Below are 11,920 nucleotides of genomic sequence, written 5' to 3' on the forward strand. Positions count from 1 at the left end.
AGGCGGCTACCGAGAGGTAACCGCCTTTTTTATTGGTTGCAGACAATCCCGTGCAGGCGCTGCGCAACCTAAGCTGTGATCAATCTATTTGTCGGCGCCATTGAAACGCGCTCTGCCATACCCCATCTAAACAGCATATTCAATTATGCAGGTGCCCCATGAGCGACCAGCACACCGACTCAGCGACTGTGTCAGACGACGTTAATGCAGAACACGAAGTAGCCTCTAGTCCAAGCACCAGCCTGGCCTTGCCGGGGCAGAACCTCCCGGACAAGGTTTACATCATTCCGATTCACAACCGTCCGTTCTTCCCGGCCCAAGTGCTGCCGGTGATTGTCAACGAAGAGCCTTGGGCCGAGACCCTTGAGCTGGTGAGCAAATCCGACCACCATTCCCTGGCGCTGTTCTTCATGGACACGCCACCCGACGACACCCGCCATTTCGACACCGACGCCCTGCCGGAATACGGCACGTTGGTAAAGGTGCATCACGCCAGCCGCGAAAACGGCAAGCTGCAATTCGTTGCCCAAGGCCTGAGCCGCGTGCGCATTCGTACCTGGCTGAAACATCATCGCCCGCCGTATCTGGTGGAGGTCGAATACCCGCAGACGCCGGTTGAGCCAACCGATGAGGTCAAGGCTTACGGCATGGCCCTGATCAACGCGATTAAAGAACTGCTGCCGCTCAATCCGCTCTACAGCGAAGAGCTGAAGAACTACCTGAACCGCTTCAGCCCCAACGATCCTTCGCCACTGACCGATTTCGCTGCCGCGCTGACCTCGGCCACCGGCGTTGAATTGCAGGAAGTGCTCGATTGCGTGCCCATGCTCAAACGCATGGAAAAAGTCCTGCCGATGCTGCGTAAAGAAGTTGAAGTCGCGCGGCTACAAAAAGAAATATCCGCTGAAGTGAACCGCAAAATCGGCGAGCATCAGCGCGAGTTCTTCCTCAAGGAACAACTTAAGGTCATTCAGCAAGAGCTGGGGCTGAGCAAAGACGACCGCAGCGCCGACATCGAACAGTTCGAACAGCGTCTGGAAGGCAAGACCCTGCCGCCTCAAGCGCGCAAGCGCATTGACGAGGAGATAAGCAAACTCTCGATTCTCGAGACCGGTTCGCCGGAATATGCCGTCACCCGAAACTACCTGGACTGGGCCAGCTCGGTGCCGTGGGGCGTATACGGCAAGGACAAGCTCGACCTCAAGCACGCGCGCAAAGTGCTCGATCAGCACCATGCAGGGCTGGACGACATCAAGAGCCGGATTCTAGAGTTTCTTGCGGTAGGCGCTTATAAGGGCGAGATCAGCGGTTCCATCGTGCTGCTGGTCGGGCCGCCAGGCGTGGGTAAAACCAGCGTTGGTCGTTCGATTGCCGAATCCCTGGGGCGGCCTTTCTACCGCTTCAGCGTCGGCGGCATGCGCGACGAAGCAGAGATCAAAGGCCACCGTCGCACCTACATCGGCGCACAACCAGGCAAGCTGGTTCAGGCGCTGAAAGATATGGAAGTGATGAACCCGGTGATCATGCTCGACGAGATCTACAAGATGGGCCAGAGCTATCAGGTTGACCCCGCCTAGGCGCTGCTGGAAACCCTCGATCCGGAACAGAACGTGGAATTCCTCGATCACTACCTGGATCTGCGTCTGGACCTGTCGAAAGTGCTGTTTGTGTGCACCGCCAACACCCTGGACTCGATCCCCGGCCCGCTATTGGACCGGATGGAAGTGATTCGCTTGTCCGGTTACATCACCGAAGAAAAACTCGCTATTGCCAAGCGTCACTTGTGGCCCAAGCAGTTGAACAAGGCTGGCGTGTCGAAGAACAGCCTGTCCATCAGCGACACCGCCCTGCGTCAGGTGATTGATGGCTATGCCCGGGAGGCCGGTGTTCGGCAACTGGAGAAACAGCTGGGCAAATTAGTGCGTAAGGCGGTAGTCAAGCTGATCGACAACCCGGAGCAGGTCATCAAGCTCGGTCCGAAAGACCTGGAAGCGTCCCTTGGGACCGTGGTTTTCCGTAACGAACAGGTGCTGTCGGGCACGGGGGTTATCACCGGCCTGGCCTGGACCAGCATGGGCGGCGCGACATTGCCGATCGAAGCGACCCGCATCCACACGCTTAATCGCGGCTTTAAACTCACTGGGCAATTGGGCGATGTGATGAAGGAGTCTGCGGAAATCGCTTACAGCTACGTGAGTGCCAATCTTGCGCAGTTTGGTGGCGACCCGCGTTTCTTCGATGAAGCGTTCGTGCACTTGCACGTGCCTGAAGGCGCCACGCCCAAAGATGGCCCGAGCGCAGGCGTGACCATGGCCAGTGCCCTGCTGTCATTGGCACGCAACCAGGCGCCGAAGAAAGGCGTGGCCATGACTGGAGAGCTGACGCTGACTGGGCATGTACTGCCGATTGGCGGCGTGCGCGAGAAAGTCATCGCGGCTCGCCGGCAGAAGATCCATGAACTGATTCTGCCGGAACCTAACCGTGGCAACTTCGACGAGCTGCCGGAATACCTTAAAGAAGGCATCACCGTGCATTTCGCCAAACGGTTTTCCGATGTGGCGAAGATCTTGTTCTAGGCTTTAATGCTTCGCCAACAAGTTGGCTCCTACACAGATATGCGCGTTCACCCTCCTGTAGGAGCCAACTTGTTGGCGAAAGGGCTATGCTCTCAGTCGTCTGTCTACGACTGGAGCCTCCATGACTGCTGCCCGCTTGCTCGTCCCCTTGAGCCTCGCCCTGCTTGCCGCTTGTGCGCAACAACCACGACAACTCGTTGCCCTGGATAAACAAGGCGATTGCCCGCTGAAACTGAAAGCCGGGCAAACCGTGCTGTTGACCCTGCCCAGCACTCCCGAAACCGGCTATCGCTGGGCGGTGCAAAATCCCGCCCCCGGTGTTTTGCGCAGCTTGGGCCCGGAGGTGTACAGCAACCCGGAAGACGCTGGCCTAGTGGGCAGCGCCGGGCAATCGACCTGGCGCTATCAGGCGGCAAATGCCGGGACTGGCCGCCTGTTGATGGTTTATCAACAGCCGTGGGCGCCAGAAGTGGCCCCCATGAAGACCTTTGATTGTGCAGTGACGGTGAATTGATCGACGCTTACATCAAAGCATCTCAACGCTGGATTTATAGCCCATGACGGCGTAAGTCAGTTGAAACTCAATCGCACGTTTGAGCGCCGTTAGCTGGGTTTTTTTAGCCAGATTCTCAGCCTCTGTGGCAGGGTCCGCAGTTGTAGAAGAAAATTTACTTGTGGACACCTTCAATTTGCTCTTTCTTGCCGCCAACGCGAGCCTTTGCAAAGCCTCTACAAGTTCGTCAGCCAATTTCTGTGTGGTCGCCAAGCCTTCGACAACTGATGGATAGGTGACTTTGGCTATTTCCAAGTCTGCCTTATCCCTAATATCTTGGAACTCGGAGATTGTTACTACCGAGACGTCCTCGCCCCCGCTCAGATTGACCTTCTCAATCTTATCAATCAGTGATTTTAGATCTGCATCTGTCGACCCTATATTGAGGCCCATTACTGTTCTCCCTGAACACCAGCGTTGTCGTGATGGCTTAAGCTTAAAAGGACTCTATTAGGCGGTCTACTGTCAGAAATGACAGGTTTGACGACTATTTTGCCCGCTCGTCCGATGGCGATGCTCTTACAAGAGTGCACCCCCTTCACAACCCGGCTAAAATGCCGCCCTTTCTGATAATCGCCGGAATCGCCGTGAGCAAAGAACCCGACCGCATTTTCGCCCAGCCCCTGGATCAGGTGCCGGACTTCGCCTTTAACGAAGACGTGGTGCGTGTTTTTCCGGACATGATTAAGCGCTCGGTGCCCGGTTATCCAACCATTGTTGAAAACCTCGGCGTGCTTGCAGCGCAATTCGCGCAACCCAACAGCGTTCTTTATGACCTTGGCAGTTCACTTGGCGCGGTGACCCAATCGCTGCGCCGTCACGTGCGCAGCGAAGGTTGCCGCGTGATCGCTGTGGATAACTCCGCAGCAATGGTCGAGCGCTGCCGTGAATACCTCAAGGCGCAGGACTCGATGTTTCAGGAGTTGTTGCCGGTCGAGGTGGTCGAAGGCGACATTCTTGCGTTGCAGTTCCAGCCCGCGTCCGTAGTGGCGCTGAATTTCACGCTGCAGTTCATTGCTCCCGAACAGCGCCTAGCGTTGCTAGGGCGAGTGCATCAGGCGCTGGTGCCGGGCGGCGCCCTGATTCTCTCGGAAAAGCTGCGTTTCAACGATGAACAGGAACATGCGCTGCTCACGGATTTACACGTCGCCTTCAAGCGCGCCAACGGCTACAGCGAACTGGAGATTGCCCAGAAGCGCAGCGCCATCGAAAACGTCATGAAACCTGACAGCCTTGAAGAACATCGGGATCGCCTGCTGGCGGCCGGGTTCTCAAAAGTGGTGCCGTGGTTCCAATGCCTTAACTTTGCCTCGTTGATTGCCCTGCCATGATTGATCTCGCTCCACTGGTCCGCCGCTTGGCGGGCACTCCCTTGGCTGAGTGGGCCAACGGCCTGCAAGCGCAACTTGATGCCAAGATGGATAAAAGCCATGGCGACCTTGAGCGTTGGCAAGGCGCGCTGGACGCCCTGCCGCTGCTGACGCCGACCCGTATCGATCTGGCCGAAAGCTTCACCCTTGCTCTTGATAACGATTGCGATTGCGATGCCGACACTGTCGCGCAACTGCGCACTGCACTGATGGGGTTGTCGCCGTGGCGAAAAGGCCCGTTCGACGTATTCGGTGTGCATATCGACACCGAATGGCGTTCGGACTGGAAATGGTCCCGGGTATCGCCGCACCTGAATTTGCAAGGCAAACGGGTGCTGGACATCGGCTGCGGCAACGGTTACTACCAGTGGCGCATGCTCGGCGCGGGGGCCGACAGTGTGATCGGGGTTGATCCGAACTGGCTGTTTTTCTGCCAATTCCAAGCCATGCAGCGATTTTTGCCCGACCTGCCCGCTTGGCATTTGCCGTTTACCCTGGAAGACCTGCCTGCCAATCTCGAAGGCTTTGATACCGTGTTTTCCATGGGCGTGCTCTATCACCGTCGTTCTCCCATCGACCATTTACTGGCCTTGAAAGACTGCTTGGTCAAAGGTGGCGAACTGGTTCTGGAGACATTGGTGGTTGAAGGCGATGTGCAGCAGGTACTGGTGCCTGAGGATCGTTACGCGCAGATGCGCAACGTCTGGTTCCTGCCATCAGTGCCCGCGCTTGAGCTGTGGCTGCGGCGTGCGGGATTTGTGGACGTGCACTGTGTCGATGTCAGCACCACCACGGTGGAGGAACAGCGCGGTACCGAATGGATGCGCTTTAATTCACTGAGCGATTACCTCGATCCGGCGGATCACAGCCGAACGGTTGAGGGCTTGCCCGCGCCAATGCGGGCAGTGATCGTGGCGCGCAAGCCTTAAAAGCTCGCCTGTAGGAGCTGCCGAAGGCTGCGATAGCAATATTATTACCGTCGTAGCGCGACCACTTCTCGCTCAATCGCAGCCTGCGGCGGCTCCTACAGGGCGAGGCGCTTGTTGATCAGCCCTGGGTAGCAGCCGCCAGGATCAGCGCTTTCATTTCTGCCACGGCGGATTTGAAACCTACAAACAGCGCATGGGCCACCAGCGCGTGGCCGATGTTCAGTTCGTTGATACCTCGAATAGCCGCGACTGCTTCGACGTTGTGGTAGTGCAAACCGTGACCGGCGTTGACGATCAGGCCTTGGCCTATGCCGAAGGCCACACCGTCGGCGATACGCTTTAATTCCTCCGCGACTTCGCTGGGAGTTTGCGCATCGGCGTAACGGCCGGTATGCAGCTCAACGGCCGGTGCGCCGATGCGCTTGGAGGCGGCGATCTGGCGTTCATCGGGATCGATGAACAGCGACACTTCACAGCCGACTTTCGCCAGACGGTCCACGGCGGCCTTGATTCGGGCTTCCTGCCCGGCAACGTCCAGTCCGCCTTCAGTGGTCAATTCCTGGCGTGTTTCCGGGACCAGGCAAACGTGCTCGGGGCGCAGACGCTCGGCAAACGCGAGCATCTCCTCCGTCACGCCCATTTCAAAGTTCATGCGGGTCTGCAGCACCTCCTTGAGCAACAACACGTCACGTTCCTGAATGTGCCGACGGTCTTCGCGCAAATGCACGGTGATCCCGTCAGCGCCAGCCTCTTCGGCATCCAGCGCGGCCTTCACCGGGTCTGGGTAGCGGGTGCCGCGGGCCTGACGCAAGGTGGCCACATGGTCGATGTTTACGCCGAGAAGAATGCGAGTGCTTTGGTTCACGGATGTCTCCTGTCAAGGTGATTGAAACGGACCGGGGCAGCATAAAGCGTGCTCACGGCTTGCGAAACAGTTCGCGACTGACCAAAGGCCGACCGCCCAGATGCACGGCCAGCGCCTGGCGCATCAGTCGTTTAGCGGCTGCCAATGCTCCCGGTGCACTCCAGTCGGCTTCTGCCATGGCCAACAGTTCGACGCCTTGAAACACCCCCGGTTGCAACAACCAGACGCGCTCCAGCCCGGCATCCACTTGCAAGCGATACATGCCGTCGGCTGCCACCGGTTCGCCGTTGATATCGGCATCCAGATCAAAACCGTAGCCCAGGTCATCCAGAAGGCGCCATTCGAAAGAGCGCAGCAACGGTTCCAGCGGGCGACCTTCAGCCAAAGCCAACAACGTGGCGGCATAGTGATCGAAAACAGCCGGATGCGGAACTTCAGGGGGCAGCAGGCGGATCAGCAGTTCATTTAGATAAAGACCGCTGAACAACGCTTCGCCGATGAGCCAGGTCGACAGACCGGAGCTCTCCATGCGCCCGACATTTTTCAGTTCGCCGCGACCACGAAACTCGACTTCCAGGGGAACGAAAGGTCGGGCCAACGTGCCAGCCTTGCCCCGTGCGCTGCGCAACACGGCGCGGAGTAAGCCTTGAGGCGTGAGGAAGTCGACCAGTGCGCTGCTTTCGCGGTACGCCCGGCTGTGCAGCACATAAGCGAGTTGGCCGGTTGGCGTGCTCATCGTTAAGGCAGGCTCACAGAGTGCAGCAACAATGGGGAGCGTAGCGGGTACGAACGGTGTTCAGCGGCATGAGGACCGACAGGCGCCCCCCACACCGCGTTGCGTAGCTTACAGGTCGCCGTAACCCAACGAGCGCAGGGCGCGTTCGTCATCGGACCAGCCGCCTTTGACCTTGACCCACAGGTTGAGCATGACTTTGGAGTCGAACAACAGCTCCATATCACGGCGCGCGTCGGTACCGATGCGCTTGATCCGCTCACCCTTGTCGCCAATGATAATTTTCTTCTGACCGTCACGCTCTACCAGGATCAGCGCATGAATGTGCAGCGTTTTACCCTGCTGCTTGAATTGCTCAATTTCTACGGTGATCTGATACGGAAGCTCAGCACCGAGCTGGCGCATGATTTTTTCACGAACCAGTTCAGCGGCGAGGAATCGGCTGCTGCGGTCGGTGATTTGATCTTCCGGGAAAAAGTGCTCATTTTCCGGCAAATGCGCGGCGATCAAGCCTTCCAACGCTTCAAGGTTGTGGCCTTGCTGCGCTGAAATCGGCACGATCTGCGCGTTCGGCAGTTGTCCCTGCAACCATTCCAGGTGCGGCATCAGCGCGGCTTTGTCTTCAAGGCGGTCAGTTTTGTTGATCGCAATAATCAACGGGCCCTGCACGTACTGCACACGCTCGAGGACCATTTGGTCTTCGTCAGTCCAGCGGGTGCGGTCCACCACGAAAATCACTACGTCGACGTCTTTCAACGCAGCCGAAGCGGTTTTGTTCATGTAGCGGTTCAGCGCTTTCTCGCCGTTCTTGTGCATGCCGGGGGTATCGACGTAGACCGCTTGAATCGGGCCTTCGGTTTTGATGCCGAGCATGTTGTGACGAGTGGTCTGCGGCTTGCGGGATGTAATCGCCAGCTTTTGTCCAAGGATGTGGTTCAGCAGCGTGGACTTGCCCACGTTTGGCCGGCCAACAATGGCAACGTAGCCACAGCGTGTTGCAGTTGAATCAGTCATTGCCGTTCTCCACGCCGAGGGCAATGAGTGCTGCGGCCGCTGCTACCTGTTCGGCAATACGACGGCTGACACCCTGACCACGGCTTTTTTCATTCAATAAGGTGATCTCACACTCGACGAAAAACATTCGGCAGTGCGGTTCGCCCTGGATATCCACCACTTCGTAACGTGGCAGATCACAGGCGCGCGACTGCAAGAACTCTTGCAGCCGGGTTTTCGGATCTTTGTTGGTATCGACCAGCGTCAAGCTGTCGAACTCCGTGGTCAGCCAGGCCAATACGCGCTCACGCGCCATGTCCATGCCTGCATCCAGATAGATCGCACCGATCAGCGCTTCAAGGGCGTCGGCCAAAATCGACTCGCGACGGAAACCACCGCTTTTCAATTCACCGGAACCCAGACGCAGGTACTCACCCAGGTCGAAACCACGGGCCAGCACTGCCAACGTTTCGCCTTTCACCAGTCGCGCCCGAAGGCGCGACAATTGACCTTCTCGCGCCAGAGGGAAGCGATCGAACAAGGCTTCCCCGGCAACGAAGTTCAAGATGGCATCGCCGAGAAACTCCAGGCGCTCGTTGTTACGCCCGGCAAAACTGCGGTGCGTCAGGGCCAGAACCATCAGTTCCTGATCTTTAAACGTGTAGCCGAGCTGACGCTCAAGGCGATTCAGAGATACGCTCACGGTTTAGCCACGCTGAATTCCTGGTCAAACTTCATCACCAGATCAATATTCTGGATCAGGGGTTCGCGCTCTTCGTATTTCAAATGGGCGAGGAACCTGTTGCTCTCCGCCGTCACACTTAACGCCTTGTTCAAATCCACATCCCGAATGCTGTTGACCTGCATGCCTTTACTGACATGCTCATAAAACTCGCTGACTGTCGTAATCCCCAGCGTTTTGTCGGTTTCGACCGAGCTGATAATTTTCTTCATCGACATATAGTCGAGGTAATGCGGAATCACTTTGAACGCCGTGCTGGCTACAAAAGCGACCAACGCCAACGTCAGCAGCCACCCAAATAACGACAAGCCTTTTTGCGAACCGGCGTATGTCATGGTCGACCTCAAGCGTAGCTGCTCTATTTGCCAGCGGGGTTGTTGTTCCGTTGCCAGCGTTTCAAGCCAGCCCAAATGACATACGGCGCTGTTGGGCAACAGCGCCGTATTTGGCTACTTGATCAGACCTACCCGGGAAAAATTAGGCAGGTGGCTCAATTTCGGCTCAGGCCAGCTCATCCAGACAGCGAACGCTTTGCCGACAATGTTCTTGTCGGGGACCATGCCCAATTCATCTTTTGGAATATTGGGATCATCCCAGAAACGGCTGTCGTTGGAGTTGTCGCGGTTGTCACCCATCATGAAATAGTGCGCGGCTGGCACCGTCCATTCATGGTCGGGTGCCGCGCGGTAGCGGGTCATTTCCTGACGAATCTGGTGTTCTACCTCGCCCAGCTTTTCTTGATACAACTCAGCGCTCCCCAAGGTACCGGGCTCTGAGCCGATCAGTTGCTTGGCCACTAACTCACCATTGACGAACAATCGTTTGTCGTTGGTGTAGCGAATCCGGTCACCCGGCAAGCCGACTACACGCTTGATGTAGTTGACGCTCGGGTCGCTTGGGTAGCGAAACACCATGACATCGCCGCGCTGCGGGTCGCCGATTTGAATCACTTTCTGATCCAGCACTGGCAAGCGGATCCCGTAGGAAAATTTGTTCACCAGAATGAAATCACCCACATCCAGCGTTGGCTTCATCGATCCCGACGGAATCTGAAAAGGCTCAACCAGAAACGAGCGCAGGATCAGCACGATGAACAACACCGGAAAAAACGATTTGCCGTATTCAACCAGCAATGGCTCTTTGTTCAATCGCTCGACGACGGCGACGTCCGGCTGGCTGACGTTGCCCTGATAAGTCGATATGGCAGTACGCCGGCGTGGCGCCAGGACGGCCAGATCGAGCAAGGCAAGCAGACCGCATACGAAAACGGCGATGACCAACAACAGCGGGAAATTTAGTGACATAGGACCTAACTATCCAACCTGAGCACTGCAAGGAAGGCTTCTTGTGGAATTTCCACATTACCCACTTGCTTCATGCGTTTTTTACCGGCCTTTTGCTTCTCGAGCAATTTACGCTTACGGCTGACATCGCCGCCGTAACACTTGGCCAGTACGTTCTTTCTGAGCGCCTTGACGGTTGTACGCGCCACAACCTGACCACCAATGGCGGCCTGGATTGCCACGTCGAACATCTGCCGCGGGATCAGTTCTTTCATTTTTTCGGTCAGCGCGCGACCTTTAAAGTTCGCGTTGTCACGATGCACGATCAACGCGAGGGCGTCGACTTTTTCACCATTGATCAAGACATCAAGCTTGACCAGGTTTGCAGACTGGTAACGATTGAAATGGTAATCCAGAGACGCATAACCACGGCTCACCGACTTGAGACGGTCGAAGAAGTCCAAAACCACTTCGTTCATCGGCAAGTCGTAGGTCACTTGCACCTGCGTGCCAAGGAACAACATGTCATGTTGTACACCGCGTTTCTCGATGCACAGCGTAATGACGTTGCCCAGGTGCTCTTGGGGCACAAGAATATTTGCCCGTACGATCGGCTCGCGCATGTCCTCGATCGTTGACTGGTCAGGAAGCTTGGACGGGTTGTCGACCAGGATTGTTTCGCCGGTCTTCAACAATAATTCAAAAATTACCGTGGGCGCTGTGGTGATCAGATCCAGGTCGTATTCACGCTCCAGGCGCTCCTGGATGATCTCCATGTGGAGCATGCCGAGGAAGCCGCAACGGAAGCCAAAGCCCAGTGCGTCGGAGCTTTCCGGTGCGTATTGCAGGGATGAGTCATTCAACGTCAGCTTTTGCAGGGCTTCGCGGAAGTCTTCAAAGTCGTCCGAGCTGACCGGGAACAAACCGGCATAAACCTGGGGCTGCACACGCTTGAAGCCTGGCAATACGTCTACATCAGGCGTTGTGCTCAGGGTCAGTGTGTCGCCAACCGGGGCGCCGTGAATGTCTTTGATGCCGGCAATGATGAAGCCTACTTCGCCAGCTTTCAGATCAACGGTCTGTGTGTGCTTGGGCGAGAACACACCCACGCTGTCCACCAGGTGCATTTTGCCGGTGGATTTCACCAGAATCTTGTCGCCTTTGCGCACACGACCGTTGCGCACTCGCACCAGCGAGACAACGCCAAGGTAGTTGTCGAACCAGGAATCGATGATCAGCGCTTGCAGCGGCGCTTCGATATCGCCGGTAGGAGCAGGAATGGTGTGAACCAGACGCTCCAGCACTTCGTCAACGCCGAGCCCGGTCTTGGCCGAGCAGGCAACTGCGTCGGTGGCATCAATGCCGATGATCTTTTCGATCTCTTCCTTGACGCGGTCAGGATCGGCCTGCGGCAAGTCGATTTTGTTCAGTACCGGCATGACCTCGAGGCCTTGCTCGATAGCGGTGTAGCAGTTGGCGACGGACTGAGCTTCGACCCCTTGACCGGCATCGACTACCAGCAGCGCGCCTTCGCAGGCGGCCAGGGAACGGCTGACTTCGTATGTGAAGTCCACGTGGCCTGGGGTGTCGATGAAGTTCAGCTGATAGGTTTTGCCGTCCAGCGCTTTGTAATACAGGGTGACGCTGTGAGCTTTGATGGTGATGCCGCGTTCGCGTTCCAGGTCCATGGAATCGAGGACCTGGGCTTCCATCTCGCGCTCGGACAAGCCGCCGCACATTTGAATGAAGCGGTCGGCCAGCGTCGACTTGCCATGGTCAATGTGGGCGATGATGGAGAAATTGCGGATATGACTCAAATCACTCACGGATCAACACTCAAAAAGGTTGCAGGCAGACTGCCCGCCGAAAAATAGCC

11 protein-coding genes and 1 pseudogene are annotated in these 11,920 nt (G+C 56.9%); 4 read left to right on the forward strand and 8 right to left on the reverse strand.

Annotation, left to right across the window (positions count from 1 at the left end; genetic code table 11):
* Positions 1–158 precede the first annotated feature (158 nt).
* A pseudogene (lon, locus tag JWR17_RS08250) lies at positions 159–2,576 on the forward strand (endopeptidase La).
* A gap of 121 nt (positions 2,577–2,697) precedes the next feature.
* A complete protein-coding gene (locus tag JWR17_RS08255) occupies positions 2,698–3,090 on the forward strand; it encodes a protease inhibitor I42 family protein (RefSeq protein ID WP_299830150.1) in 393 nt (130 codons plus the stop codon).
* 12 nt (positions 3,091–3,102) lie between these two features.
* Here JWR17_RS08255 and JWR17_RS08260 read toward each other — a convergent pair whose 3' ends face one another.
* Positions 3,103–3,522, reverse strand: coding sequence for a hypothetical protein (locus JWR17_RS08260; protein ID WP_299830152.1), 420 nt, complete (start codon positions 3,520–3,522; stop codon positions 3,103–3,105).
* A gap of 194 nt (positions 3,523–3,716) precedes the next feature.
* Between JWR17_RS08260 and cmoA the strand changes: the two genes are divergently transcribed.
* Positions 3,717–4,460: a carboxy-S-adenosyl-L-methionine synthase CmoA gene (cmoA, locus tag JWR17_RS08265; protein ID WP_299830154.1), complete on the forward strand. Its 744-nt coding sequence runs from the start codon at positions 3,717–3,719 to the stop codon at positions 4,458–4,460.
* Complete coding sequence (gene cmoB, locus JWR17_RS08270) at positions 4,457–5,428, forward strand: tRNA 5-methoxyuridine(34)/uridine 5-oxyacetic acid(34) synthase CmoB (RefSeq protein WP_299830156.1); 972 nt, start codon at positions 4,457–4,459, stop codon at positions 5,426–5,428. Before cmoA ends, cmoB begins: the two co-directional genes overlap by 4 nt.
* 118 nt (positions 5,429–5,546) lie before the next feature.
* On the opposite strand, the gene pdxJ is transcribed toward cmoB, so the two are convergent.
* From pdxJ to lepA, 7 genes are all read right to left on the reverse strand, one after another.
* The gene (gene pdxJ / locus JWR17_RS08275; RefSeq protein ID WP_299830158.1) at positions 5,547–6,293 is read right to left on the reverse strand and encodes a pyridoxine 5'-phosphate synthase; all 747 of its coding nucleotides are present in this window, start codon (positions 6,291–6,293) and stop codon (positions 5,547–5,549) included.
* Positions 6,294–6,345: 52 nt separating this feature from the next.
* Positions 6,346–7,029, reverse strand: a complete 684-nt coding sequence (recO, locus tag JWR17_RS08280; RefSeq protein WP_299830160.1) for a DNA repair protein RecO — start codon at positions 7,027–7,029, stop codon at positions 6,346–6,348.
* Between the two features lie 108 nt (positions 7,030–7,137).
* Positions 7,138–8,040 (reverse strand): GTPase Era, encoded by a 903-nt coding sequence (gene era / locus JWR17_RS08285; protein ID WP_299830162.1) that lies wholly within the window; start codon positions 8,038–8,040, stop codon positions 7,138–7,140.
* Positions 8,033–8,722: a ribonuclease III gene (gene rnc, locus JWR17_RS08290; protein WP_299830164.1), complete on the reverse strand. Its 690-nt coding sequence runs from the start codon at positions 8,720–8,722 to the stop codon at positions 8,033–8,035. The genes era and rnc overlap by 8 nt, the downstream gene beginning before the upstream one ends.
* Positions 8,719–9,096 carry a DUF4845 domain-containing protein gene (locus JWR17_RS08295; protein ID WP_299830165.1) on the reverse strand — a complete coding sequence of 126 codons (378 nt, stop codon included), beginning with the start codon at positions 9,094–9,096 and terminating at the stop codon, positions 8,719–8,721. Before JWR17_RS08295 ends, rnc begins: the two co-directional genes overlap by 4 nt.
* Positions 9,097–9,210: 114 nt before the next feature.
* Entirely contained in the window at positions 9,211–10,065 is an 855-nt protein-coding gene (lepB, locus tag JWR17_RS08300; protein WP_299830167.1) for a signal peptidase I, read from the reverse strand.
* Between the two features lie 5 nt (positions 10,066–10,070).
* Positions 10,071–11,870, reverse strand: a complete 1,800-nt coding sequence (gene lepA, locus JWR17_RS08305) for a translation elongation factor 4 (RefSeq protein ID WP_299830169.1) — start codon at positions 11,868–11,870, stop codon at positions 10,071–10,073.
* Positions 11,871–11,920 lie beyond the last annotated feature (50 nt).

Origin of the sequence: Pseudomonas sp. (genome assembly GCF_028293835.1) — a bacterium.
Lineage (GTDB): Bacteria > Pseudomonadota > Gammaproteobacteria > Pseudomonadales > Pseudomonadaceae > Aquipseudomonas.

Bases quoted from the DNA above. Each gene is read 5' to 3' on its own strand.
- JWR17_RS08255 (WP_299830150.1), top strand. From the start codon at position 2,698: ATGACTGCTGCCCGCTTGCTCGTCCCCTTGAGCCTCGCCCTGCTTGCC.
- JWR17_RS08260 (WP_299830152.1), bottom strand. From the start codon at position 3,522: ATGGGCCTCAATATAGGGTCGACAGATGCAGATCTAAAATCACTGATT.
- cmoB (WP_299830156.1), top strand. From the start codon at position 4,457: ATGATTGATCTCGCTCCACTGGTCCGCCGCTTGGCGGGCACTCCCTTG.
- recO (WP_299830160.1), bottom strand. From the start codon at position 7,029: ATGAGCACGCCAACCGGCCAACTCGCTTATGTGCTGCACAGCCGGGCG.
- era (WP_299830162.1), bottom strand. From the start codon at position 8,040: ATGACTGATTCAACTGCAACACGCTGTGGCTACGTTGCCATTGTTGGC.
- JWR17_RS08295 (WP_299830165.1), bottom strand. From the start codon at position 9,096: ATGACATACGCCGGTTCGCAAAAAGGCTTGTCGTTATTTGGGTGGCTG.
- lepB (WP_299830167.1), bottom strand. From the start codon at position 10,065: ATGTCACTAAATTTCCCGCTGTTGTTGGTCATCGCCGTTTTCGTATGC.